The organism is Diaphorobacter sp. JS3051 (assembly GCF_015832135.1).
Classification (GTDB): Bacteria; Pseudomonadota; Gammaproteobacteria; order Burkholderiales; family Burkholderiaceae_C; genus Diaphorobacter; species Diaphorobacter nitroreducens.
On record NZ_CP065406.1, the window covers coordinates 2,592,257 to 2,617,492 of the forward strand.

Sequence of the window (25,236 nt, forward strand, 5' to 3'; positions counted from 1 at the left end):
CCTTTCGCCCTCGCCCCTCTGGGGAGAGGGAGGGGTGAGGGGCCGCCAAAGTCAACGCCGAATCATTAAAAGTAATAGCTGCTGGCGCTTATCCCGCCTGCGTTGGAGCCCGAAATGAAGCAAGAAACCCAAGTCACCATCCATCCCCTGGCCCAGTTTGCCGCCACGCTGCAGTGGAGCGACGTGCCCGCACCCGTGCAGCGCCGCACCGAAGACCTGTGGGTGGACTGGTTCGGCTCCGTGCTGGCCGGCTGCCGCGCCCGGCCCGTGGCCAGCATCACGCGCTTTGCCCTGTCGCAAGGCCCTGCCAGCGGCCCGGCCGAGGTGATCGGCCACGGCGCCACCAGCAGCCCCATGATGGCCGCGCTGGCCAACGCCGCGGCCAGCCATGTGGCCGAGCAGGACGATGTGCACAACGGCTCGGTGTTCCACCCGGCGGCCGTGGTCTTTCCGCCCGCGCTGGCCGTGGCGCAAAGCATCGGCGCCAGCGGCGCGCAGCTCATGGCGGCCTGCGTGGCGGGCTATGAGGTCGGCATCCGCGTGGGCGAATTCTTGGGCCGCAGCCATTACAAGGTGTTCCACACCACGGCCACGGCCGGCACGCTGGCGGCAGCCGCTGCCGTGGGGCGCCTGCTGGAGCTCACGCCCGCGCAGATGCAGCATGCGTTTGGCTCGGCCGGCACGCAGTCGGCGGGGCTGTGGGAATTTTTGCGCACCGCAGCCGACAGCAAGCAGCTGCACACGGCCCACGCCGCCGCGGCCGGCCTGATGGCCGCCTACCTGGCCCAGGACGGCTTCACCGGCGCGCAGGACATCTTCACCGGGCCGCAGGGCCTGGCCGCGGGCATGTCCAGCGACGCCAACCCGGCCAAGCTCACCGAGGGCCTGGGCACCCGCTGGGCCACGGCCGAGACATCGTTCAAGTGGCATGCCTCGTGCCGCCATACGCACCCTGCCGCCGACGCGCTGCAGCAGGTGATGCGCGAGCACGGCCTGGCGCCCGCCGACATCGCACAGGTGACCTGCCATGTGCACCAGGGTGCCATCGACGTGCTGGGGCCGGTGGTCTCGCCCACCACGGTGCACCAGAGCAAGTTCTCCATGGGCACGGTGCTGGCATTGGCCGCACGCTTTGGCCATGCGGGTTTGACCGAATTCGACGAGCAGTTCCTGGCCCCGGACACTGTGACCTTGCGCGAGAAGGTGCGCATGGTGCTGGACCCCGAGGTGGACGCCGCTTACCCGCAGCGCTGGATCGGCAAGGTCACCGTGCAGACGACCGACGGCCGCACGCTGGCCGGGCGCGTGGAAGAGCCCAAGGGCGACCCCGGCAACACCCTCTCGCGCGAGGAACTCACGGCCAAGGCCCTGCGCCTGGCCGCCTACGGCGGCGCGGTGTCCGACGCGCAGGCCCGGGCGGCCGTGCAGCGCCTGTGGCAAGTGCAGGAGTGGCCGCGCACGCAGCATCTGCTGGGCTGACCGGCGGTCCCGCCTGCGCCGCGGCCCATGATCCCCCCAGGGGCGCAGAAGACGCCCCCTTCACCACCACCGACAAGGAGACACACGCATGACCGCACGCTTCACCCCGATTTCCCGACGCACCACCTTCGGCGCCATCGCCGCGGCCTGCGCGGCGATGGCCTTGGGCGGCCCTGCCGCCGCCAACACCTGGCCTGAAAAGAGCGTCACTTTGGTCGTACCCTACAGCGCCGGCGGCCCCACCGACGTGGTGGCGCGCCTGCTGGCCGTGCCCATGGGCCAGTCGCTGGGCCAGACGGTGGTGGTGGAGAACACCGTGGGCGCGGGCGGCACGCTGGCGCCCGCGCGCATCGTGCGCTCCAAGCCCGACGGCTACACCATCCTGATCCATCACATGGGCATGGCCACGGCCCCGGCGCTGTACAAGAAGCTGCCCTATGACCCGCTCAAGGACTTCGAGTACATCGGGCAGGTGCTGGACGTGCCCATGACGCTGCTGTCGCGCAAGGACTTCCCCGCCAACACCTTCCCCGAGCTGCTGGACTACGTGAAGAAGAACCAGGACAAGGTGTCGCTGGCCAACGCAGGCGTGGGTGCCGTGTCGCAGCTGTGCGGCATGCTGTTCATGCACCAGGTGGGCGTGAAGCTGACCACCGTGCCCTACAAGGGCGCCGGCCCGGCCATGAACGACCTGATGGGCGGCCAGGTGGACCTGCTGTGCGACCAGACCACGCAGACCGCCCCGGTGATCCAGGATGGCAAGCGCGCCAAGGTGTTCGGCGTGACCACGCCGCAGCGCCTGGCATCCATGCCCAACATTCCCACGCTGGACGAGCAGGGCCTCAAGGGCTTCGACGTGAAGGTGTGGCACGGCATGTACGCCCCCAAGGGCACGCCCAAGGACGTGATCGAGAAGCTCAACAAGGCATTGAACGTGGCGATCAAGGACGAGAACGTGAAAAAGCGCATCGCCGAGCTGAGCTCCGACCTGGTCTCGCCCGACAAGGCCACGCCCGAAGGCCTGCGCAAGCACCTAGCGGCCGAGGTGGCGCGCTGGGACAAGGTCATCAAGGCCGCCGGCGTGAGCGCGGAGTAATCTCGCCCGGTTTGCCCCGGCTGGCACGCTACCGGCCGGGGCGCTTGCACCACAAGGCACCCCATGATCGACCGACTGGACCACCTCGTGCTCACCACCGCCCATGAAGCGCAGTGCGTGCACTTCTACTGCACCGTGCTGGGCATGGCGCTGCAGACCTTTGGCGAAGGCCGCAAGGCCTTTGTGTTCAACGGGCAGAAGATCAACCTGCACATCCAGGGCCGCGAGTTCGAGCCCAAGGCCCTGCACCCCCTGCCGGGCGCGCTGGACCTGTGCTTCATTGCGTCCATCCCGCTGGCGCAGGTGCAGCAGCGCCTGGCCGAGCACGGCATTGCCATCGAGTGCGGCCCGGTGCAGCGCACCGGCGCGCGCGGCCCCATCCTCTCGGTCTACGTGCGCGACCCGGACCACAACCTGATCGAAATCTCCGAATACGCCTGACCCGCGCTGTTCCCGCCTGCCTGCTTCCCATGACCGACTCCGTGCGCCACGCCTGCTCCTTCCTCTTCGTTCCCGCCACCCAGCCCGAGCGGCTGCCCAAGGCCCTGGCCAGCGGCGCCGACCTGGTGATTGCCGACTGGGAGGACGCCGTGGCCCCCGCCGACAAGGAACGCGCCCGCACCGCCCTGGCCGACGCGCTGGCCGCCCTGCCGGCCCCGCAGCGCGCGCGGCTGCTGGTGCGCATCAACAGCGAGGCAACCCCCTGGTTTGCGGCCGATCTCCAGGCGTTGGCACAACTCACCGCCCAGGGGCTGGCCGGCGCCGTGGTGCCCAAGGCCGAGCGCGCGCAGACCCTGCAGGCCGTGGCCCGGGCCGCCGGGCCGCAGGCTGCGCTGGTGCCGCTGGTGGAAAGCGTGGCGGGCCTGGCGGCCGCCGACGCGCTGGCTGCCGCGCCGCAGGTGGCGCGGCTGGCCTTTGGTCACCTGGACTTTCAGGTGGATGCGGGCATGTCCTGCGCCGAAGATGAAACCGAGCTGCTGCCCATGCGCATGGCGCTGGTGCTGGCCTCGCGCCGCGCGCGCCTGGCCGCGCCCATCGACGGCGTGACGGTGGACACGCGCAACCCCGAGCGCATGGCCCACGATGCCGCGCGTGCGCGCCGCATGGGCTTTGGCGGCAAGCTGTGCATCCACCCGGCGCAGGTGCCGCTGCTGCATGCCGCCTTCGACCCCAATGAAGCCGCCGTGGCCCATGCGCAGCGCGTGCAGCAGGCGCTGCAACAGGCGGGCGGCGGCGTGTGCGTGCTGGACGGCCGCATGGTTGATGCGCCGGTGCTGGCGCAGGCCGAGCAGACCTTGCTGCGCCACGCGCGGGCGCTGCAGCGCCTGGCGAGGGTCTGAAGGCCCGCTCCGGTTTCGTGCCTGCAGCTCTGCCGCGCGCCGGCACAATCACCGGCGTGCCCCTACCGTCATTCTTCCCTCGATGAGACTCTCCCGTACACAACCGCTGTGGGTCATGCTGCTCACGCTGCTGTCGGGCTTTGCGCTGAGCCAGGCTTACCGCACCACCACCGCCATCGTGGCCCAGGGCCTGCAGGCAGATTTCGGCCTGCAGGCTTCCTCGTTGGGGGCGTTTGCCGGACTGTTTGGTTTGTCGTTCGGCATTGCGCAACTGCTGATGGGCATCGCACTGGACCGCTACGGCCTGCGCCGCACGGTGCTGGTGGCTGCGCCCCTGGGCATCGCTGGCGCGGCCCTGTCTGCGCTGGCGCCCAGCTATGGCTGGCTGATGGTCGGTCAGGTGCTGATCGGGGTGGGCTATTCACCCGCCTTCGTGGCCTGCACGCTGTTCATTGCGCGCTATTTCGCGGCCGACCGGTTTGCCTTTTTCTCGGGCCTGAGCATGGGCCTGGGCGGGCTGGGGTTGCTGTTCACCGGCACGCCGCTGGCCTGGGTGGTGCAGCACTGGGGCTGGCGTGCCGGCTTTGGCCTGCTGGCAGGCCTGAGCCTGCTGTCGTGGCTGTTGATTTATGCGCTGGTGCATGAACCGGCACGTGCCGATACCGCACACCGTCCAGCCAGCAGCTGGGGGGAAGCGCTGACGGGCATGGGACGGCTCTTTACCGTGCCACACACCTGGGGCATCGTGATCCTCGGCATGTCGTGCTATGCGGCCTTTTTGTCGCTGCGCGGCCTGTGGCTGGGGCCTCTGCTGATCGACCGCTACGGTTTTTCGCTGGTGGACAGTGGCAACGTGGCGCTGGTGTTGTCGCTGATTGCGCTGTTCACCCCCGCCGCTTTCGGCCGCATGGACCCGGGCCCCGCCCGGCGCCGCACCTGGGTGGGCCGCGCTTCGCTGTCGATGGCCGGCCTGTTCGCCATCATGGCCTGGGTCAACAACGCCCACGCCATGGTGGCGCTGATGATCGCGATGGGACTGCTGTCAGGCTACAGCATCTTGCAATATGCCGACGTGCGCTCGTCCTACCCCAACGAACAGACGGGACGCGCCCTGTCTCTCTACACCATGGCCATGTTTCTGGGGGTGGCGCTGATGCAATCGCTGACCGGCGCCGTGGCCGCCTGGGCCACCAGCGCCGGGCTGGAGCCCTACCGCGCGGTGTTGCTGTGCATCGCCGCCTGGCTGGCGCTGGCTTCGCTGGCCTTCAGGCTGCTGCCAGCGTCCGCGCTGCTCCAGCAACGGTAACCAGGGCCGCGCGGGAGACTGCCCCGCGCAACGTGCTCAGCGCTGGCACCACACGGCCCGCGCGCCGGACTGGCCCAGTCCTTCCATGACCGACTGCGTATGCGCGCCGGGCGCGCAGGCCTCGCCCGGCTCGTAGGCTGCACCATCAAAGCGGGGCGCGGGTGCCGCCTGTAGCACCCCCTGGCGTTCGGAATACACACCCCGCGCACGCATGTGCGGGTGCTGCGCCGCCTCGACGGGGCTGAGCACGACGCCAAAACAGGCGTCGGTGGGCTCCAGCAGCGCCTGCCAGTGCGCACGCGGCTGCGCCAGGAACAGCGCGGCCAGCCGCGCGCGCCGCACCGGCCAGGCGGCCTTGTCCCATTGCGACCCGGTGAAATCGGGGTCCTCGGCCAGCCCCAGCACCTGCAGCAGCAGGGTGTAGAACTGCGGCTCGATAGCGCCCACGGTGACGTAATGGCCATCGGCGCAGACATAGGTGTCGTAGAAGGGCGCGCTGTCGTGGATGCTCTGGCCGCGCACATCGGCCACCAGGCCGCTCTGGCGCGCACTCAGCATCAGGTTCAGCATATGGGCCGAGCCGTCCACGATGGCTGCGTCCACCACCGTGCCGCGGCCCGTGGCGCGCGCCTGCACGATGCCCGACAGCAGCCCCGTCATCAGGTACATGGCACCGCCGCCGATGTCGCCGAGCACGGCGAAAGGCGAGACGGGCCGCGCGCCCGCCGGACTGCAGCCCCACAGCGCGCCGCTGACGGCGGCATAGTTCGTGTCGTGCCCCGCACGCGGTGCCAACGGTCCGCTCTGGCCCCAGCCCGTCATGCGCCCGTACACCAGGCGCGGGTTGACCGCCAGGCACTCCTCGGGGCCAAGACCCAGGCGCTCCATCACGCCAGGGCGCATGCCCTCGATGAGGGCATCGGCTTCGGCCACCAGGGCCAGCACCAGCTGGCGACCCTCCTCGGTCTTGAGGTCGGCAAACACCGAGCGCTTGCCGCGATTGAGCAAGGCGCCGGTGGTCTCGCGGCCCTTCGTTTCACGGACTATCGAGATCACGTCTGCACCCAAATCGGCCAGGTGCATCGCACAAAACGGCCCCGGCCCCAGGCCGCCAATCTCCAGTACGCGCACGCTGTCCAGAACCTTCACGATGTCTCCTTGGTAGATGTTGTATGGGTGGCGGGCGCGGGTATCAGGTGAGGCCGGAGGCCCCGAGCACGCTCTCCACCGAGCGCACCAGCGTGCGCAGGCGCGGGCCCAGGTCTGTCTCCAGCCGGGCGTACATGGGGCTGAACACCGGCACCGAGACGGCGAACACCCAGAGTTCCCCGTCCTGCGGCTGCGACATGGGCACGGCGATGGATTCGATCTCGCGGTGCAGGTCGCCGTGGCTGCGGCAGAAGCCGTGGCGCGCGAAGTCGTCGCGCGCGTCCGTCAGGCGCTGCTCCAGCCACGCGGCGCGCTGCGGGTCGTTGCGCTGCAGGTCCTGGAGGTAGGCCTTGCGCTCATCCTCGGCCATGCCCAGCAGGTAGGCGCGGCCCGTGGCCGTGCGCGACAGCGAGATGGGCACGCCGATTTCCTGGCGGAACACGGTGTTGCCCATGCCGTTGGCCAGCTCCACCATGCACAACCGGCGCTTGTGGCCCACGGCCAGCTGCACCTGCCCCTCGGTCAGGTCGGCCAGCGCCTGCATGTGCGGCCGGGCGAACTGGCGCAGGGCCATGCGCGTGAGCACGGGCGAGGACAACTGCAGCAGGCCCAGGCCCGGCACGTACTTGGACAGCCGCTCCGAATAGCGCAGCAGGCCCAGCTCGCACAGCGTGTCCGTCAGGCGAAACAGCGTGGGCTTGGGCAGGCCGGTCAGGTCCATCAGCTCCTTGGCGCTGAGTTCCTGGCACTTGCTGGAGAAGCACCGCAATATGGAAACGCCACGCACCAGGGCGCTGACCAGTTTGCCGTCCGGATCTGCGTTCACGTTCACATTGACCTCAAAAAGCTTGAGATTTTCACCTGTTTCAAAGTCAGGTCTGCGGCCACTGGAAGGGCATCGGCCTTTTCTCCAGGAAGCAGCGCACGGCCTCGCGGTGCTCGGGCGTGCCCATGGCCAGAGCCTGGGCGTTGGCCTCCTGCTCCAGCAACGACGGCAGGTCGCTCGCGGCCAGCGCGAGCGAGCGTTTGATCAGGCTCAGCGCCACGGGCGATGCGCCCACGAAGCTGCGCGCAATCGCCTGGGCGCGCGCCTGCAGTGCATCGGGCTCAGCCAGCTCGGTGGCAATGCCCAGGCGCAGCGCCTCCTCGGCCTGCACCTCGCGGCCCGATAGCATGAGCTCTCGCGCACGCTGCACGCCGACCACGCGCGGCAGGGTGTAGAACGCCGCGCAGTCCGGCACCACGCCCACGCGGATGAACGACATGGCAAAGCGCGCGCGGGTGCTGGCGATGATGAAGTCCGCCGCCAGCGCCAGGCTGAAGCCCGCGCCATAGGCCGCGCCATCGACGGCAGCAATCACCGGCTTGTCCAGCAGCATCAGGTCCTTGAGCCAGTCGTGCAGGCAGCTCAGGCGCTGGCGCCAGCCGCCGTTGTCCAGCCCGCTGGCGGCGATGTTGGAGAGGTCGCCGCCCGAGCAGAAATGCGCGCCCGCGCCCGTCAGCACCAGCGCGCGGATGGCCGGGTCGGCCTGCACCTGGCGCACCACCGCGGCCATCTCCACGCGCATGGCGGGGTCGAAGGCGTTGCGCTTGGTGGGGTTGCTCAGGGTCAGCGTGGCCACGCCGTCCTGCACCTCGAAAACGATGCGCTCGTATACCTGGCTCATGCCGCGCTCCGCGGCACGTACGACGCGCGCATGTCGCGCCCGCCGCGCAGCGACGATCCGCCGTCCACCGGGATGACGGCGCCCGTCACGTAGCCCGCCTGCGGCGACGAGAGGAACAGCGCCATGTTCGCAATGTCATCGAGCGTGCCCATGCGCTGCAGCGGCACGGTGGCGACCGCGTTGGCCAATGCCTCGGGCGTGGGCGCCAGGCGCCGCATGCCCTCGGTGTCACCGATCGGGCCGGGCGCGATGGCGTTCACGCGCACGCCCGTCTCGCCCCATTCCATGGCCAGCACGCGCGTCATCATGTCGATGCCGGCCTTGGCCGCGCAGGCATGCACCTGGTACATGGTGGGGTTCACGCCCTGCGGCGCCGAGATGTTGATGACGCTGGCGCCCGGTTTCTTGAGCATCGGGTACGCCAGGCGCAGCACGTGGAAGCTGCCGTTCAGGTCGATGTCGATCACGGTCTTGAAGCCGTTGGGCGACAGGTCGGCCGCGGGCGCGATGAAGTTGCCCGCTGCGCCGGAGATCAGCACGTCGATGTCACCGAACTGCGCATGCGCCTGGCGCAGCGCGGCGTCCACCGCAGCGGGGTCGCGCACGTCGGCACTGATACCCAGCGCCTGCGCACCCAGCGCGCGCAGGCCTTCGGCCGCCTGCTGCACCTTGTCGGGCGAGCGGCTCATGACCACCACGTGGGCGCCCGCGCGTGCAAACGCCTGGGCGATGCCGAGGTTGATGCCGCTGGTGCCGCCGGCCACGAAGACATGGCGGCCTGCGAACGATGAGGACTCAGTCATGGCGCGCCCCTCAGTCCAGCTGCAGCTTCTGGCTGCGAATCAGCTCGCCCCATTCCTGCCGGTCGCGCTCCACCATCTGCGAGAACTGCTCGGGCGACATGCCGCCGGGGCGGCCGCCCAGCTCGCGGTAGCGTTGGACCACGGCCGGGTCCTGCAGCACGGCGATGAGGTTGTCGGTGAGCTTCTTCACGACGGCCGGCGGCGTCTTGGCAGGCACGAAGAAGCCCATCCAGCCCACCTTGTCGAAGTCCTTCATGCCCAGCTCGGTCATGGTGGGCACGTCGGGCAGCTCGGGCTCGCGCGTGGCGCCGGTCACGGCCAGCGCGCGCAGCTTGCCATCCTTCACATGGCCCAGCGACCCCGTGAGGTTGTCGAACATGAACTGGGTCTCGCCGGCCACGATGGCCAGGGTGGCAGGCGCCGAGCCCTTGTAGGGCACATGCACCACGTCCACCCCCGCACTCTGGCGCAGCAGCTCGCCCATGAGGTGCGTGGTCTGGCCCACGCCCGCGGACGAAAAGGCCAGCTTGCCCGGTTCGCGCTTGGCAGTAGCGACAAGCTCCTTCAGGCTCTTGATGGGCGACTTCACCGGCACGACCAGCACGTTGGCGAACGAGATCATGTCGGTCAGCGCCACGAAGTCCTCCGCCTTGTAGGGGAGCTTCTGGTAGGCGGTGTAGTTGATGGCGTTCGAGCCGGTGTTACCCACCAGCACGGTGTAACCGTCGGCCGGCGCGCGCGCCACGAGGCTGCTGCCCAGCGAGCCGCCCGCGCCGGGCTTGTTGTCCACCACGATGGGCTGGCCCAACCGCTCGCTGAGCTTTTGCGCCATGAAGCGCACGGGCGTGTCGGTGGTGCCGCCGGCCGCGCCGGGCACGACGAAGGTGATGGGGCGTGTGGGCCAGGCGGCGTCGGCCCGCGCGGGCTGCGACGCCGTCAGGGCGGCCAGGCCCAGCAGGGCGGTGGCGCCCGCGAGGCGCAGCGCGTGGCGGTGATGGTGGAAAGGCATGTTTTGTCTCCTTCGGTCCTGGTAGTGTTGGGCTGTCAATTGCTATTTAATAGATAGCGCATTGCGCTTTATGGACGGGCGTTTGAGCCTCTTATTTCATCAAACACCTTGCCAGACAGGTGGGCGCTTTTCGGCAAAGGCCGTGGCCCCTTCGCGTGCGTCTTGCGAGGCGAATACCGGCGCGGTGATCACGGCCTGGCGGTCAAACATCTCGGCCTGCGGCCAGTCGGCCGACTCTTGCGCCACGCGCTTGCTGGCGATTAGCGCCAGCGGGCCATTGGCCGCCACGGTCTGGGCCAGTTCCAGGGCGGCGTCCAGCGCCTGGCCGGGCTCGACCAGGCGGTTGACCAGGCCATGGGCCTGGGCGCGCTCGGCGCCGAACATGTCGCCGGTGAGGATGCATTCCATGGCGACGTGGTAGGGCAGGCGCTTGGGCAGGCGCAACAGGCCACCAGCGGTGGCCGCCAAACCCCGCTTGACCTCGGGCAGGCCGAACTTGGCTGTGCGGGCGGCCACGATCAGGTCGCAGGCCAGCACCAGCTCGAAGCCACCGGCCAGCGCGTAGCCCTCGACGGCGGCGATCAGCGGTTTGCGCGGCGGCTTTTGCGTGAGGCCACAAACCCCCCGCCCGGCGATGCTCGGGCGCTTGCCCTGCAGAAAGCCCTTCAAGTCCATGCCCGCACAGAAGGTGCCGCCAGCTCCGGTGACGATGCCGACCTGCAGGGCCGGGTTGCTGTCCAGCTCATCCAGCGCGGCGGCCATGGCCTCGGCCATCTCCAGCGTGGCGGCGTTGCGCGCCTCGGGGTTGCTCAGCGTCATGATCTGCACGTTGCCGCGCACTTCGACCAGTACCGTGGATGTCATCAAAAAATCCTTTCAGCTCTTCGCGGCGTTGTTCACCGCATTGCGTAGCCCCGACCTCTGAAACTGGCGCTGCCCAGACCAAGGCAGCCGCGCAAGGGCCGCCCCGCCGCGCTGGCTGCGTCCCCCTTCCCGGAGCGCGAAGCGCGCAGAGAGAAGGGGGAAGGCGCGTAGCGCCTCAGGGGGTTGTCACCTCGGCGCCATGCGAATGGCCCCATCGAGGCGGATGGTCTCGCCGTTGAGCATGGGGTTCTCCAGGATGTGCAGGGCGGTCAGCGCGTATTCCGAGGGGTGGCCCAGGCGTGCCGGGTGGGGCACCGAGGCGGCCAGCGACTGGCGCACGTTCTCGGGCAGCTTGGCCAGGATGGGGGTGTCGAACAGGCCTGGTGCGATGGTGCACACGCGGATGAACTTGGAGGCCAGGTCGCGCGCCGCCACGATGGTCATGCCGATCACGCCGGCCTTGGACGAGGCATAGGGAATCTGGCCGATCTGCCCCTCGTAACCCGCCACCGAGGCGGTGAGCACGCACACGCCGCGCTCGCCGTCGATCGGCTCGTTCTTGGCCATGGCAACGGCCGCCAGGCGCAGCGTGTTGAAGGTGCCGATCTGGTTCACGCGGATGATGTTGATGTACTTCTCCAGCGAGCCGGGGCTGCCGTCCTTTTCGATCAGGCGCACCGGGCCGCCGATGCCCGCGCAGTGCACCAGCGCGCGGAAGTTGCCGAACGCCTCGGCCGCGGCGATGGCCTGCTGCATCTGGCCTTCGTCGGACACATCGGCCTTCACATAGCGCAGGCGGCCGGCGTACTGCTGTTCCATGGCCTGGCCGCGCTCGTCGTTCAGGTCCACGGCCACCACGTTCAGGCCACGCTCCAGCAGCGCGATGGCCGAGGCCTCGCCCAGGCCCGAGACCCCGCCCGTGACGAGGGCGGTCATTCCTTGTTGCAGCTTCATGCTTCTTTCCTCATTTTGGCTTCCAGCGCCCGTCCATCAAGCGCCAGCAGCTATCAAATCAATAGTTAAAGACGTTCGATGATGGTGGCGTTGGCCATGCCGCCGGCCTCGCACATGGACTGCAGGCCGTAGCGCTGGCCGCTGTCTTCCAACGCGTGCAGCATGGTGGTCATCAGGCGCAGGCCCGAGGCGCCCAGCGGGTGGCCCAGGGCGATGGCACCGCCGCGCGGGTTCAGGCGCTCGCCGTCGGCCTTCAGCTCCTTCTGCCAGGCCAGGGGTACGGAGGCGAAGGCCTCGTTGATCTCGTAGTGGTGGATGTCGTCCAGCTTCATCTTGGCCTTGGCCAGCACGCGCTGCGTGGCCGGGATGGGCGCGGTGAGCATGTACAGCGGGTCGTCGCCCACCACGTCGAAGGCCACGAAACGCGCACGGGGACGCAGGCCCAGCTGCTGGGCACGCTCCTCGCTCATGATCAGCATGGCGGCCGCGCCGTCGGTCATCTGCGAGGCGTTGCCGGCCGTGGTGTTCCACTGGATCTGCGGAAAGCGCGCCGACAGCTCCTCGCTCTCGAACACGGCCTTGAGGCCGGCGAGCTTTTCCACCGTGGTGCCGGCGCGGATGGTCTCGTCTGCCGTCACGCGGCCGGCGGGGGTGTCGATACCCACGATCTCGCGCGCAAAGCCTCCGCTGGACTGCGCCGCGTGGGCACGCTGGTGCGAGCGCGCGGCATAGGTGTCCAGCGCGGTGCGGTCCAGGCCCCATTGGGCAGCCACCAGGTCGGCCGAGACACCCTGCCCCACCAGGCCGGGGGCGTAGCGGGCGTCAAAGCGCGTACCGGTGGTGTTCTTGCCCATGCGCGAGCTGCCCATGGGCACGCGGCTCATCGACTCCACGCCGCAGGCGATGACGATGTCCTGCACGCCGGCCATGATGGCCTGGGCCGCGAAGTGCACGGCCTGCTGGCTGGAGCCGCACTTGCGGTCGATGGTGGTGGAGGGCACGTGCACGGGCAGGCCCGCGGCCAGCCAGGCCAGGCGCCCGGGGGTGTTGGCCTGCTCGCCGGACTGGCTCACGCAGCCGCAGATCACGTCGTCCACGCTGCCGGGATCGATCTTGTTGCGTTCCACCAGTTGCTGCAGCACCTGCGAGAGCAGGTCCACGGGGTGCAGCTGGGCCAGCGCGCCATCGGGCTTGGCCCGGGCCATGGGGCTGCGGATGGCATCGACGATGACGGGATTTTTCATGTTCACTTCATGTGTTTTCTGAAACTTATGATCCATTAAAAGCATTTTTCACGCGTTAGTTTGTGCTGAATACCGCGTTTACCCTATGTTTAATGGGACTCACGCCTGAAAAAATCGCAAAACTCAATTGTTTTGTGAGACTTGCGTTTCGCATTTGACGGCACATCGCCCCTGGCGGTGCGCCTGGAGACCACAGGTGACAGGCATGCAGGATTTCTTTGGCCGCGCACAGGCGGCCCCCGAACGGGTGGTGGTGTTCATGGCCGACCAGGGCCGCAGCTACACCGCCGGCGCGCTGGCGCAGATGGCGCGGCAGATGGCGCAATGGCTCGCGGCGCAGGGGCTGCAGGCGGGCGAGCGCTTCGCCGTGCTGCTGGAGAACCGCGTCGAGATCCTGGCCCTGGTGCTGGCCGCGCGCCAGGCGGGCCTGTATGCGGCCGTGCTCAGCACCCACCTGACGGCGGACGAGGTGGCCTACATCGTGGGCGACAGCGGCGCGCGCCTGGTGGTGGCGTCCGACAAGACGCTGCCCCAGCTCCAGGGCATCGGCCTGCCCTGCTGGACCGTGGACGAGGCCCGGCCGCAGGCCCCGTCGCTGCACGCGGCGCTGGCGGCGCTGCAGGGCCCGCCGGTGGACTTCGCCGACCGGCCGCTGGGGCGCGACCTGCTGTATTCCTCCGGCACCACGGGCCGGCCCAAGGGTGTGCTCAAGCCCCTGCAGCCCAGCCACCTGCGCGGCCAGACCGACCCCGAGGCGCTGGGCACGGCCCGCCTCATGGGCATGGATGAGCACACCGTGTATCTGTCACCCGCGCCGCTGTACCACGCCGCGCCACTGCGCTACACGATGCGCGTGCTCGAGCTGGGCGGGCAGGCCGTGATCATGGAGCGCTTTGACGCCGAGACCGCCCTGGCCCTCATCGAGCGCTACCGCGTCACCCACAGCCAGTGGGTGCCCACCATGTTCGGCCGCATGCTCAAGCTGCCCGAGACCGTGCGCCAGCGCTACGACCTGTCCAGCCACCGCGTGGCCATCCACGCCGCCGCGCCCTGCCCCGTGGATGTGAAGCACGCCATGCTCGACTGGTGGGGCGACATCCTCATGGAGTACTACGCGGGCTCCGAGGGCTGCGGCACGACGATGATCAACTCGGCCGAGTGGCGCCGGCGCCCCGGCTCGGTAGGCCGCCCCACCACGGGCCGGCTGCACATCGTGGGCGACGACGGGCAGGAGTTGCCCGCGGGCGAGATCGGACAGGTGTACTTCTCGGGCGGCGGACAGTTCAGCTACCTCAACGACGAGGAGAAGACGCGCCAGGCCATCAACGAGCGTGGCTGGATCACCTATGGCGACATCGGCCATGTGGATGCCGAGGGCTACCTTTACTTAAGCGACCGGCGCGCAGACCTGATCCTCTCGGGGGGCGTCAACCTGTACCCGCAGGAGATCGAGAACGCCCTGATGCGCCACCCCGACGTGTACGAGGTGGCCGTGGTGGGCGTACCCCACCCCGACTTTGGCGAGCAGCCCCTGGCAGCCGTGGTGCTGCGCCACGGCGCGCAGGCCTCGCTGGACACGGCACGCGCCATTGCCGCCCAGGCGGCCGAAGTGCTGGCGCGCATGAAGCTGCCCCAGCGCGTGGTGTTCGTCGATGCGCTGCCGCGCCTGGAGACCGGCAAGCTGCTGCGCCGCAAGCTGAAGGAGCGCTTTCGTGACGAGCCGCAGGCGGGTTTTGCCCTGCGAGACTCCTGAAACCATAGCTACTAGCGCTTACCAGATAAGCGCTAAAGCCCATTTAGACATTTAGACCCTGAGACACCGACCATGCAAGACCTGATCCAGCGCACCGTTTTCCGTGAAGACCATGAACAGTTCCGTGACGCCGTGCGCCACTTCTTCGACAAGGAAATCGTGCCGCACCTGGCCGACTGGGAGCGCAACGGCATCGTGCCCAAGGAAGTGTGGCGCAAGGCCGGCCGCGAAGGGCTGCTCAACACCATGCTGCCCGAGCCCTACGGCAGCGGCGGTGACTTCGGCCACGCGGCCGTGCTGATCGAGGAAGTGGGCCGCACCAACGCCACGGCGCTGGGCTTTCCGCTGCACTCGGACATCGTGGCACCCTACATCTACGCCTACGGCAACCAGGAGCAGCACGACCGCTGGCTGCCCAAGATGGCCGCCGGCGAAATGATCGGCGCCATTGCCATGACCGAGCCCGGCGCGGGCAGCGACCTGAAGTCCGTGCGCACCACCGCCAAACTGGTCAAGAGCAGCGAAGGCGACCACTACCTCATCAACGGTGCCAAGACCTTCATCACCAACGGCATCAATTCCGAGATCGTGATCGTGGTCTGCAAGACCGCGCCCGACCTGGGTGCCAAGGGCGTGTCGCTGATCGTGGTGGAAGAGGGCACGCCGGGTTTCAGCAAGGGCCGCAAGCTGGAAAAGATCGGCCTGATGGGGCAGGACACCTCCGAGCTGTTCTTTGACAACGTGAAGGTGCCCGTGGGCAACCTGCTGGGCGAGGAGAACATGGGCTTCAAGTACCTGATGCAGGAGCTGGCCCAGGAGCGCCTGGTGGTGGCGGTGCGCGCGGCCCGCTGCATCGAGTCCTTCCTGCAAAAGACCATCGACTACACGCGCGAGCGCAAGGCCTTCGGCCAGACCGTGTTCGAGTTCCAGAACACGCGCTTCAAGCTGGCCGAGGCCAAGGCGCAGGCCACCATGCTGCGCACGTTCGTCGACGAATGCATGAGGCTGCACATGCAGCGCAAGCTGACGCCCGAGCGCGCCGCCATGGTCAAGCTCAACGCCACGGCGCTGCAGAACAAGCTGCTCGACGAGTTCCTGCAACTGCACGGCGGCTACGGCTACATGACCGAATACCAGGTGGGCCGCGCCTGGACCGATGCCCGCATCGGCCGCATCTACGGCGGCAGCGACGAGATCATGAAGGAAATCATCGCCCGCACGCTGTAGCACGAGCCATTCCCTTTCTACATAAAACCCAAGGAGACAACACCATGGCATTCACCCGGCGCAAGACCCTGGGCCAATGGCTGCCCCTGATCGCCCTGGCCGCCACGTGCGGCGTGGGCGCCGCACAGGCGCAGGACCATTACCCGAGCAAACCCATCCGCGTCATCGTGCCCTATCCGGCCGGCGGCGGCACGGACATCATTGCCCGCCTGATCGGCACGCAGCTGTCCCAGCGCCTGGGCCAGGCCGTGGTGGTGGAAAACAAGCCCGGGGCCAGTGGCATCCTGGGCAACGACACCGTGGCCAAGGCGCCCGGCGACGGCTACACGGTGCTCATGGGCATCACCACCGTGGTGCAGATCCCGGCGCTGTACAAGAAGGTGCCCTACAAGCTCAGCGACCTGGCCCCGGTGTCGCAGGTGGCCAAGTCGGCCGACCTGCTGATGGTGCCGCGCAGCTCGGGCGTGACCACGCTGCAGCAGTTCGTGGACAAGGCCAAGGCAGCCCCCGGCACGCTCAACTTCGGCAGCTACGGCAACGCCACCTCGTCGCACATGAACGGCGAGCGCTTCAAGCAAAAGGCCGGCATCGACATCACGCACATTCCCTACCAGGGCTCGGGCCCCGAGATGGCGGCCATGCTGGGCGGGCAACTGTCGCTGGCCTTCGTGGACGCCACGGCCGCCTACCCGCACATCAAGTCGGACAAGATCAACATCCTGGCCATCACCGGCGCACAGCGCCACCCGGCCCTGCCCCAGGTGCCCACCATGACCGAAGCCGGCTACCCCGGCCTGGAGGCCAACGGCTGGTTCGGCATGTTCGTGCCCGCCACCACGCCCAAGGCCATCGTGGACAAGCTGGGCAGCGAGGTGAGTTCCATCGTCAAGTCGCCCGAGCTGAACAAGCGCCTGACCGAGATGGGCCTGATCCCCGTGGGGTCCCTGCCCGACGACTTCAAGGCCCAGATCGACAAGGACGCTGCCCACTGGAAGGCCGTAGCCGAGGCCGCCAAGATCTCGATGGACTGAGATGAAACGACGCCCCCCGAGTCGCTTCGCGCCTGCCCCCGCTCTCGCATTGCTGCCATGCGGGCAGGGGACGCAGCCCTCGCTGCGGGGCGGAGCGGCGCGGGCCTAGGCCGGCATAGGCCCTTGCTTGGTGGCGGCCCTGGCTTGGGGTGCGCCGGTTGCATGGGCTGCGGGCGGTGCGTAGCGCTATGGATAACTGAGAGGCCATACAGGCAAAGGAGACGCGCGATGAAACACGAAGCCCACCCCCTTGGATGGAACCGGCGCCACCTGCTGGCCCTGGCCGCCGCAACCGCGGCGGCAGGCCCGCTGGGCGCACGGGCGCAGACCGCGCCCACCGGCTTCGCCACCCGCCCCGTGCGGGTGGTGGTGCCCTTTGCCGCCGGCGGCGCCACCGACGTGATCGCCCGCATACTGGGCGAGCGCATGGCGCAGCGCTTTGGCCAGTCGGTGGTGGTGGACAACAAGCCCGGCGCGGCCGGCCTGATCGCCGGCGAGATGGTCGCCAAGGCGCCGCCCGACGGCATGACGGCGCTGCTGGGCACCACCTCGTCGATGCTGACCAACAAGTACCTGTACAAGAAAACGCCCTACGACCCGCTGACCGAGCTGACCCCGCTGGTGCGCGTGTGCCTGGCGCCGATCGCCCTGGTGGTCACCGCCGACACGCCGGCGCAGAACCTGCAGGACTTCATGGCCTGGATCCGCTCCCAGAAGGGCAAGCTGACCTATGGCTCCTACGGCATCGGATCGCACGGCCAACTGGCCTGCACCACGCTCAGCGAGGTGGCCGGCGCCGACATGACGCATGTGGCCTACAAAGGTGAGGCGCCGATGGTGCAGGACCTGCTGGGCGGACAGATCAAGATCGGCATGGGCAGCCTGCTGTCGCTCAAGGCGCACGTCGACGCGGGCAAGCTGCGCGCGCTGGCCGTGACCGGCCCGCGTCGCGTGCCGCTGCTACCCGAGGTGCCCACCTTCACCGAGGCCGGCTACCCACAGGATGCGCTGTCGATTGTGGGTTGGTTGGCGATTGCCGGCCCCAAAGCCATGCCGGCCGACGTGGCGCGGCAATGGGCCCAGGCCGCCAACCACGCCGTGGCCAGCCGCGAGGGCCTGGCGCGCATCATCGCCGCCGGCTTCGTACCGGTGGACGACGACACGCCCGAGAAGTTCGCCCGCCTGTGGGCCCAGGAAGCCCCTGTCTGGGGCCGCCTGCTGCAAGCTGCAGGCGTCCAACCCAGCTGAGCAGCCCCGCTGGCGCCTAGGCGCTGGCGGATGCAGTGGAGCGGGCGATCAGCTTGAAGCTGCCCGTCGCCATGGCCACCAGCGTGCCGTCCTCGGCGCGCACTTCGCCGCGCACGAAGCTGATGGAGCGGCCGCGCCGCTCGCAGCGCGCGGTGGCAATCAGATCGCCCCTGCCCGCGGCGACGTAATGCAGCGTCAGGTCGATGGTGGCCACGCCATAGGCAGCCGGGTCGTGCGCGCGCGCGGCCGCGGCCAGCGTGCAGTCCAGCAGCGTAGCGATCGATCCGCCGTGGACCTCGCCGCGGCTGTTGGCCTGGTCCGCCTGGAAACGCATGCGCACCTGGGCCATGTCGTGGCCGATGCGCTCACCGCGCAGCGCCATGGCGCGGGCCATGGCCATGGGCAGGCCAAAGAACATGTCGGGGGCTTCGCCGGCGAAGGGGCTCAGGGGAATGTCGGCGGTGATGGAAGACGGTTGTTGCATGAAGGGGATTGTCAGTGGTTCATGGTGCACCCGCACGGCAGGGCCCAGGCACGGGCGGCCGCGCAAGCGGCCTATGCCGGCCGCGCCGCGCCGGCGCAACCGCGAGCGGGGGAAGCGGCGCAGCGGCTCAGGGGGTGTCAATCCACTCTTGCCCCCGTGGACTTGACCACGGCGGCCCAGCGCGTGATCTCGCGCTCGATGTGCGCCTGCAGCGCCTCGGGGGTGGAGCCCACGGGCTCGTAGCCGCCGGCGGCCAGTTGGGATTGCAGCTGGGGCTGGCGCAGCGCGGCGGCGATCTCGCGGCTCAGGCGCTGGGTGTTCTCGGGTGGCGTGCCGGCTGGCGCGATCAGCGCATACCAGCCGGTCACGTCAAAGCCGGCAATGCCCTGCTCCTGCACCGTCGGGACCTCGGGCGCCAGGGCCGAGCGCTGTGGGCTGGTGACGGCCAGCGCATGCATGCGCCCGCTGCGGATGTGCGGCATGGAGGTGGAGATGCTGTCGAACGTGAGGTCGATGTCACCCGCCAGCATGGCGTTGACCACGCCGGCGCTGCCTTTGTAGGGCACGTGCGTCATCTTGACCCCGGCGATGCTGCTGAAGTATTCCGCCGCGAGGTGCCCGGTGTTGCCGTTGCCGGCCGAGCCAAAGGTGAGCTTGCCCGGCGCCGCCTTGGCGGCCTGGATCAGCTCATGGATGTTCTTTGCAGGCAGCTTGCCGCTGGCCGCCACCACCATGGGCAGGTTGGCCACCAGCGACACGGGGGCGAAGTCCTTGCGCGTGTCGTAGGGCAGCTTGGGGTAGAGGCTGTCGTTGATGGCATGCGCGGCCAGCACCATGAACACGGTGTAGCCATCGGGCTTGGCCCGCGCCACATACTGCGAGGCCAGTGTGCCGCCCGCCCCGGGTTTGTACTCCAGCACCACGGGCTGGCCCAGCTGCTGCTGCAACTGCATCGCCAAGGGGCGCCCCAGCAGGTCGGCGCTGCCACCAGGCGGGTAGGGAATCACGAGCTGGATCGGCTTGGAAGGCCAGGCGTCCGCGGCGTAGGCAACGGGCGCCAGCAGGGCGCTGGCGGTCAGGGCCATGCTGGCGAGCAAGGCGCGGCGCAGCCGCGAGGGACGAGGCAGTGACATGGCAGTCTCCGGGTGGTGAGAGGAAAGTCAGCCGGCGATGGGCGCCGCTTGCAGGTACTGCTCGCGCAGCGTGCGCTTGAGCACCTTGCCGATCTCGCTGCGCGGCAGGCGCTCGACCAGCCGCAGGTCGGCCACGCGCTGGGTCTTGCCCACGCGGGTGTTGAGCCATTCGCGCAATTCTTCTGCGGTGGGCTGTGAGCCCGAGCGCCCCACCACATAGGCCACGGGTGTCTCGCCCCACTGCTCGGAGGGCACGCCGACCACGGCGCACTCGGCCACCTGCGGGTGCTGGCACAGCACAGCCTCGATGTCGCTCGGGTAGACGTTGAAGCCGCCCGTGATGATCATGTCCTTCTTGCGGTCGCCCAGCACGATGAAGCCGTCCGCGTCCAGCCGGCCCACGTCGCCGCTGCGGATGTAGCGCCGGCCTTCCGCATCGAACCACTCGGCCTCGCGCGTCTTGTCCGGCAGGCGGTAGTAGCCGCTCATCATCCCGGCCGAGCGGCCGACGATCTCGCCCTGCTCGCCCGCAGGCAGTTCGCGCCCCTGCTCGTCGATGAACCGGATGTCGGCGCCCTCACCCGGGCGGCCCACGGTGTGCAGCTTGTGCGGAAAGTCATGGCAGTGCAGTTCACAGCGCACGCCGCCTTCGGTCATGCCGTAGTACTCGATGAGCCGGCCCGGCCAGCGCCGCAGCACCTCGGCCTTGAGCGCGGCACTGAAGGGCGCGCTGGTACAGAACTTGTGTTGCAGCCGGCTCAAGTCCGTGCGGTCGAAATCCGGGCAGGCCATCAGGCGCTGGTACTGCACGGGCACCAGCATGGTGTGGGTAGCGCCGTGCTGCTGGGCCAGCGCCAGATAGCGCGTGGCATCGAACTTGCGCATCAGCACCAGCGTGCCGCCCAGCGCCAGCGTGGGCAGCGCCGCCACCAGCGTGGTGTTGGAATACAGCGGCGTGGCGCACAGCGAGACGGCATCGGGCCCGTAGCCGTTGGTGACTGCGCGCCGCACATGCGCCCAGCGCATGGCCCAGGACTGCACGATGCCCTTGGGCACACCCGTGGTGCCCGAGGAATAGATCACGTTGAACGGCCAGTCGGGCGCGGGCGTGATCGGTGCCGGTGCGCCGTCGCCCTGGACCAGCCATTGCGACCAGGGCTCGCCCGCTTCGGGCGCATCGTCCAGGGCCACGCAACGCAGCGCAGCGCCCGCATGCAGCGGCCATTGCGCGGCTACCTCACGGTCGCGCAGCACCAGGCGCGCGCCGCAGTTGTCCAGCATGGCGCTCAGGTGCTCGGCCGTGGCCGAGGGCGCCAGCGGCGCCACGGCCACGCCGGCGCGCAGAGCGCCCAGGTAGGCCAGCACATATTCGACCGAGGTGCCTGCGCAGATGGCCACCACATCGCCGGGTTGCATGCCGTCACGCTGCAGGCTGCGCGCCACGCGGTCCATGCCGGCGTGCAGCGCGGCGTAGTCCAGCCGCTGGTCCTCCAGGACCAGTGCGGTGTGGCCAGGGCGGTGCGCGGCCTGGCGTTCAATCAGTTCGGGCAGCGAGCCGAAGGGCTGGGCCAGCAGGTGTTCGATGTCTGGATGCATGGAATCGGGAGAGCAGTGAAAAGACGGGGCGCGCGCCCCGCCCGGGTTATTCGAGGGACAGGCCCGCCGCCTTGACGATCTGTGCCCAGCTCTTGCGTTCCTGGGCGATGAAGGCGTCGTACTCGGCCGGCGTCTCGCCACCGGGCACGCCGCCCAGTTCGGCAAAGCGCTGGCGCACCTCGGGCGTTTGCATGGCCTTGCGCGCCGATTGCTGCAGGCGCTCGACCACCGCATCGGGCGTGCCGGTCGGCGCCAGCAGGCCGAACCAGGCCGTGACCTGCATGGGCACGCCGGCCTCGGCCATGGTCGGCACATCAGGCAGTTGTGCCGAGCGCTCGGCGCTGGTGATGGCCAGCGCGCGGAACTTGCCGGCCTTGATGTGCGGCATGGAGCTGGGCAGGTTGTCGATCATGAAATCCACCTGCTGCCCCAGCAGCGCCGTGACGGCAGGCGCCGCGCCGGGATAAGGCACGAGGGTCACTTCGATGCCTGACTTCTGACGGAACATCTCCGAGGACATATGGGGCGACTGCCCCACGCCCGAGGTGGACACATTGAGGCGGCGCGTCTTCGCCAGGCTGACCAGCTCCTGCGCACTGCGCACGGGGGAGTCGGCATGGACCACGAGGATGTTGGGCACGGAGATCACGTTGGTGATGCCGCGCAGGTCGCTTTCCTTGTAGCTGAGCTGCTTGTAGAGGCTGAAGTTGATCGCCACCGGGCCGATGTTGCCCATGAGCAGCGTGTAGCCGTCGGGCTTCGCGCGCGCCACCTGCGCGGTGCCGATGCTGCCGCCGCCGCCACCCTTGTTCTCCACGACGATGGAAGTGCCCAGGTCCTTGGCCATCTTCTCGGCCAGCACGCGCGCCGCGATGTCGGTGGTGCCGCCCGCAGCGGCTGGCACGACGATGGTGATGGGACGCTCGGGCCAGGCAGCCCAGGTGGCCAGCGGAAGGGCGGTCAGGCAGAGGGCAAGCAGATGGCGGCGCAGGGGCATGTCGTGTCCTTGTCGTGTGCAATGGGGTTCACCACACGATAAGGGCAGGCTGACGGCGACGGCTCAGGGTTTCATGGGAGACACGCTTCGTGATTCAGCAACCCATGCTTAGGCAGGTTGAAAGGACGGCGGGGACGCGTGTACACGTGGTGACTGCGGCCGCCGGCCGCACACGCCTGTCAAGCCGTGGCACGTTGCACGAATCGCGCAAGACGCTCCACGCCCTCACGCAGTCTGGCCCCATCGGACACCGCGTGGCACCAGCGCAGCCAGCCTTCACCCTCGGGGCCGAAGGCCGCGCCCGGCGCCAGGCCCAAGCCGACCTCGCTCACCAGATGTTTGGCAAGCGCCAGGGAGTCGTCAAAGCCCGCCAGGCGGAAGAACACGTACATCGCCCCGCCGGCATCGGGCACTTCCACACCCGGCACGGCACGCAGCGCTTGCACCAGCAGCCGGCGGCTTTCCACGAGGCCCGCGCGCAGCTGCGCCACATGCGCCTCGCCCTGCTGCAAAGCCACCGTTGCGGCGCGCTGCACGGGCTCGAAGATGCAGGAGAAGTTGTATTCGATGACCTTGCCCAGGTCGGCCTCCAGCGCCTCGGGCACCACCATCCAACCCGCGCGCCAACCCGTCATGCACCACGCCTTGGAACAACTGTTGACCGAGATGATGCGGTCGCCCGGTGCGTAGTGGCGCAGGAAAGAAGGTGCGCTGGCCAGTTGCGGGTCGTATACCAGACGCTCGTACACGTCGTCGCTCAGGATCCAGATGCCATGGCGGCGGCAGTGCGCGAGGATCGCCACCAGGCTTTCCTCATCGATGGTCCAGCCTGTGGGGTTGTTGGGTGAATTGAGGATGAGCATGCGCGTGCCCGGCGTGAGCGCATCCAGCAGCCGATCCAGCGCAAGCGTCCAGCGCCCGCCCCGCACCGCCAGTGGCACGCGTTCAACCTGCGCGCCCAGGATGCGCGGCATCTCCAGCAGGTTGGGCCACAGCGGCGTGACGGCCACCACGCGGTCGCCCGGCGACAGCAGCATCTGGCAGGTAAGCATCAGCCCGGTATCGCCCGAGGCCACAGCGCCGATGCGCTGGGCGGACACCTCGCGTCCGTGCAGGTCCGACAGATATTGCGCGATGGCCTCGCGCAGGTAGGGCCGGCCCAGATTCTGCGAATAGAAGGTCTCGCCCGAGCCGAGCGACTGCGCCGCCGCATCCCGGATGAACTGCGGCGTGGGCTGGTCGGACTCGCCAAACCAGAAGGGCAGCACGTCCGCGCGCCCCATGCCGGTGTTGGCGACTTCGCGGATCAGCGATCCGCCCAGGCTCTGGATGGCGGGCCGCGCCAGGGCGGGCAGGAGGGTATCGGTGGGCGAAGCGGGGTTGTGCATGCGGGCCAGGGATGGAAAGCGAAAAGGTATGGGAAACAGGGCGCTACGGGTCGTAGCGCGTCAGCACTCCACGATGTTCACCGCGAGGCCGCCGCGCGAAGTCTCCTTGTACTTGGTCATCATGTCCGCGCCGGTCTCGCGCATGGTCTTGATGACCTGGTCCAGGCTCACATGGTGCGTCCCGTCGCCATGCAGCGCCATGCGCGCGGCGTTGATGGCCTTCACCGAAGCCAGGGCGTTGCGCTCGATGCACGGGATCTGCACCAGCCCGCCCACCGGGTCGCAGGTCAGGCCCAGGTGGTGCTCCATGCCGATCTCGGCGGCGTTCTCCACCTGCGCGGGCGTGCCGCCCAGCACGGCGCACAGGCCCGCCGCGGCCATGGAGCAGGCCACGCCCACCTCGCCCTGGCAGCCCACCTCGGCGCCCGAGATGGAGGCGTTCTCCTTGTACAGGATGCCGATGGCGCCAGCCGTGAGCAGGAAGTCGACCACGCCAGCCTCGGTAGCGCCGGGAATGAAGCGCCAGTAGTAATGCAGCACCGCCGGCACGATGCCCGCCGCGCCATTGGTGGGGGCCGTGACCACGCGCCCGCCGGCGGCGTTCTCCTCGTTCACGGCCAGGGCGAACAGGTTCACCCAGTCGATCACCTGCAGCGGGTCCTGCTGGGTGTCGGGCGCGTTCTGCAGCGCCTGGTGCAGCGCGGGCGCACGCCGGCGCACCTGGAAGCCGCCGGGCAGCACGCCGCCCACGCTGCAGCCGCGCGCCACGCAGTCCTGCATGGCGCGCCAGATGGTGAGCAGGCCGGCGTCGATCTCGGCGTCGGTGCGCCAGTGGCGTTCGTTCAGGCGCATCACCTGCGCGATCGATCCGCCCTGCGCCGCGGCCTGCGCCAGCAGCTGTTCGCCACTGTGAAAGGGCAGCGGCAGCACCTCGGTGTCGGGCGCGATGGCGGCCTGGCGCTGTGCGTCGGCGGCCGCCTCCTCGCTCACGATGAAGCCGCCGCCCACCGAGTAGTACACCTGCGCGGCCAGCGTGCCGCCCGCCGCATCGAAAGCCTCGAAACGCATGCCGTTGGCGTGCAGTGGCAGCGTGACGTCGGGCACCAGCAGCAGGTCGGCCGCCTCGTCGAATGCCACTTCGGGGCCGTCGGCCAGCGGCAGGCGGCGCCGGCTGCGGATGCGGGCGATGAGCGGCTCGATGGCGTCCACCTCCACGGTGTCCGGCGCATGGCCGGCCAGGCCCAGCAGCACGGCGCGGTCGCTCGCGTGCCCGCGCCCCGTGGCGCCCAGCGAGCCGTAGAGCGTGCTGCGCACGCGCGCCACCTGCGCCAGCACCCCCTCGCGCGCCAGCCGCTGCGCGAACAGCCGCGCAGCGCGCATGGGCCCCACGGTGTGCGAACTGGACGGCCCGATGCCGATCTTGAACAAGTCGAAAACGCTGACGGCCATGGGCAAGACTCCAGAGGGC

The 25,236-nt window shown here is 69.0% G+C and carries 23 protein-coding genes; 9 read left to right on the forward strand and 14 right to left on the reverse strand.

Features of this window, described 5'->3' with window-relative positions:
- Nucleotides 1–114 precede the first annotated feature (114 nt).
- The 5 genes from I3K84_RS12480 (at nucleotide 115) to I3K84_RS12500 (ending at nucleotide 5,221) form a co-directional block, all read left to right on the forward strand.
- Nucleotides 115–1,479, forward strand: coding sequence for an MmgE/PrpD family protein (locus I3K84_RS12480; protein ID WP_047350157.1), 1,365 nt, complete (start codon nucleotides 115–117; stop codon nucleotides 1,477–1,479).
- 88 nt (nucleotides 1,480–1,567) lie between these two features.
- On the forward strand, nucleotides 1,568–2,575 hold the full coding sequence (locus I3K84_RS12485) for a tripartite tricarboxylate transporter substrate binding protein BugD (protein WP_196994642.1): 1,008 nt from the start codon (nucleotides 1,568–1,570) through the stop codon (nucleotides 2,573–2,575).
- A gap of 63 nt (nucleotides 2,576–2,638) precedes the next feature.
- Nucleotides 2,639–3,016: a VOC family protein gene (locus tag I3K84_RS12490; RefSeq protein WP_196994643.1), complete on the forward strand. Its 378-nt coding sequence runs from the start codon at nucleotides 2,639–2,641 to the stop codon at nucleotides 3,014–3,016.
- Between the two features lie 29 nt (nucleotides 3,017–3,045).
- Nucleotides 3,046–3,915 (forward strand): CoA ester lyase, encoded by an 870-nt coding sequence (locus I3K84_RS12495; protein WP_196994644.1) that lies wholly within the window; start codon nucleotides 3,046–3,048, stop codon nucleotides 3,913–3,915.
- A gap of 82 nt (nucleotides 3,916–3,997) precedes the next feature.
- Nucleotides 3,998–5,221: an MFS transporter gene (locus I3K84_RS12500; RefSeq protein ID WP_011803582.1), complete on the forward strand. Its 1,224-nt coding sequence runs from the start codon at nucleotides 3,998–4,000 to the stop codon at nucleotides 5,219–5,221.
- A 36-nt stretch (nucleotides 5,222–5,257) separates the two neighbouring features.
- On the opposite strand, the gene I3K84_RS12505 is transcribed toward I3K84_RS12500, so the two are convergent.
- The 8 genes from I3K84_RS12505 to I3K84_RS12540 form a co-directional block, all read right to left on the reverse strand.
- Nucleotides 5,258–6,370, reverse strand: coding sequence for a CaiB/BaiF CoA-transferase family protein (locus I3K84_RS12505; protein WP_196994645.1), 1,113 nt, complete (start codon nucleotides 6,368–6,370; stop codon nucleotides 5,258–5,260).
- A gap of 43 nt (nucleotides 6,371–6,413) precedes the next feature.
- Nucleotides 6,414–7,202, reverse strand: a complete 789-nt coding sequence (locus tag I3K84_RS12510) for an IclR family transcriptional regulator (protein ID WP_088887938.1) — start codon at nucleotides 7,200–7,202, stop codon at nucleotides 6,414–6,416.
- Nucleotides 7,203–7,242: 40 nt separating this feature from the next.
- A complete protein-coding gene (locus I3K84_RS12515) occupies nucleotides 7,243–8,037 on the reverse strand; it encodes an enoyl-CoA hydratase/isomerase family protein (protein WP_196994646.1) in 795 nt (264 codons plus the stop codon).
- Nucleotides 8,034–8,840 (reverse strand): SDR family oxidoreductase, encoded by an 807-nt coding sequence (locus I3K84_RS12520; protein WP_196994647.1) that lies wholly within the window; start codon nucleotides 8,838–8,840, stop codon nucleotides 8,034–8,036. The genes I3K84_RS12515 and I3K84_RS12520 overlap by 4 nt, the downstream gene beginning before the upstream one ends.
- Nucleotides 8,841–8,850: 10 nt before the next feature.
- A complete protein-coding gene (locus I3K84_RS12525; RefSeq protein WP_196994648.1) occupies nucleotides 8,851–9,849 on the reverse strand; it encodes a tripartite tricarboxylate transporter substrate binding protein in 999 nt (332 codons plus the stop codon).
- A 99-nt stretch (nucleotides 9,850–9,948) separates the two neighbouring features.
- Nucleotides 9,949–10,713, reverse strand: a complete 765-nt coding sequence (locus tag I3K84_RS12530; protein WP_196994649.1) for a crotonase/enoyl-CoA hydratase family protein — start codon at nucleotides 10,711–10,713, stop codon at nucleotides 9,949–9,951.
- 186 nt (nucleotides 10,714–10,899) lie between these two features.
- Nucleotides 10,900–11,667 (reverse strand): SDR family NAD(P)-dependent oxidoreductase, encoded by a 768-nt coding sequence (locus tag I3K84_RS12535; RefSeq protein WP_196994650.1) that lies wholly within the window; start codon nucleotides 11,665–11,667, stop codon nucleotides 10,900–10,902.
- Between the two features lie 65 nt (nucleotides 11,668–11,732).
- Complete coding sequence (locus I3K84_RS12540; RefSeq protein ID WP_196994651.1) at nucleotides 11,733–12,911, reverse strand: thiolase family protein; 1,179 nt, start codon at nucleotides 12,909–12,911, stop codon at nucleotides 11,733–11,735.
- Between the two features lie 205 nt (nucleotides 12,912–13,116).
- Here I3K84_RS12540 and I3K84_RS12545 point away from each other — a divergent pair, with 205 nt between their 5' ends.
- The 4 genes from I3K84_RS12545 (at nucleotide 13,117) to I3K84_RS12560 (ending at nucleotide 18,170) form a co-directional block, all read left to right on the forward strand.
- Entirely contained in the window at nucleotides 13,117–14,664 is a 1,548-nt protein-coding gene (locus I3K84_RS12545; RefSeq protein ID WP_196994652.1) for an AMP-binding protein, read from the forward strand.
- 72 nt (nucleotides 14,665–14,736) lie between these two features.
- Nucleotides 14,737–15,891, forward strand: coding sequence for an acyl-CoA dehydrogenase family protein (locus tag I3K84_RS12550; RefSeq protein ID WP_172205187.1), 1,155 nt, complete (start codon nucleotides 14,737–14,739; stop codon nucleotides 15,889–15,891).
- A 44-nt stretch (nucleotides 15,892–15,935) separates the two neighbouring features.
- On the forward strand, nucleotides 15,936–16,922 hold the full coding sequence (locus tag I3K84_RS12555) for a tripartite tricarboxylate transporter substrate binding protein (protein ID WP_012655225.1): 987 nt from the start codon (nucleotides 15,936–15,938) through the stop codon (nucleotides 16,920–16,922).
- Nucleotides 16,923–17,150: 228 nt separating this feature from the next.
- Nucleotides 17,151–18,170 (forward strand): tripartite tricarboxylate transporter substrate binding protein, encoded by a 1,020-nt coding sequence (locus I3K84_RS12560; RefSeq protein ID WP_196994653.1) that lies wholly within the window; start codon nucleotides 17,151–17,153, stop codon nucleotides 18,168–18,170.
- Between the two features lie 16 nt (nucleotides 18,171–18,186).
- Here the strand turns inward: I3K84_RS12560 and I3K84_RS12565 are convergent, their stop codons facing one another.
- From I3K84_RS12565 to I3K84_RS12590, 6 genes are all read right to left on the reverse strand, one after another.
- Nucleotides 18,187–18,654: a PaaI family thioesterase gene (locus I3K84_RS12565; protein ID WP_196994654.1), complete on the reverse strand. Its 468-nt coding sequence runs from the start codon at nucleotides 18,652–18,654 to the stop codon at nucleotides 18,187–18,189.
- Nucleotides 18,655–18,791: 137 nt separating this feature from the next.
- A complete protein-coding gene (locus I3K84_RS12570) occupies nucleotides 18,792–19,787 on the reverse strand; it encodes a tripartite tricarboxylate transporter substrate binding protein (protein WP_196994655.1) in 996 nt (331 codons plus the stop codon).
- Between the two features lie 27 nt (nucleotides 19,788–19,814).
- The gene (locus tag I3K84_RS12575; protein WP_196994656.1) at nucleotides 19,815–21,383 is read right to left on the reverse strand and encodes a class I adenylate-forming enzyme family protein; all 1,569 of its coding nucleotides are present in this window, start codon (nucleotides 21,381–21,383) and stop codon (nucleotides 19,815–19,817) included.
- A 46-nt stretch (nucleotides 21,384–21,429) separates the two neighbouring features.
- The gene (locus tag I3K84_RS12580) at nucleotides 21,430–22,380 is read right to left on the reverse strand and encodes a tripartite tricarboxylate transporter substrate binding protein (protein WP_012655220.1); all 951 of its coding nucleotides are present in this window, start codon (nucleotides 22,378–22,380) and stop codon (nucleotides 21,430–21,432) included.
- A 179-nt stretch (nucleotides 22,381–22,559) separates the two neighbouring features.
- The gene (locus tag I3K84_RS12585) at nucleotides 22,560–23,768 is read right to left on the reverse strand and encodes a pyridoxal phosphate-dependent aminotransferase (protein WP_135149077.1); all 1,209 of its coding nucleotides are present in this window, start codon (nucleotides 23,766–23,768) and stop codon (nucleotides 22,560–22,562) included.
- A 60-nt stretch (nucleotides 23,769–23,828) separates the two neighbouring features.
- Nucleotides 23,829–25,217 carry an L-serine ammonia-lyase gene (locus tag I3K84_RS12590; protein ID WP_196994657.1) on the reverse strand — a complete coding sequence of 463 codons (1,389 nt, stop codon included), beginning with the start codon at nucleotides 25,215–25,217 and terminating at the stop codon, nucleotides 23,829–23,831.
- Nucleotides 25,218–25,236 lie beyond the last annotated feature (19 nt).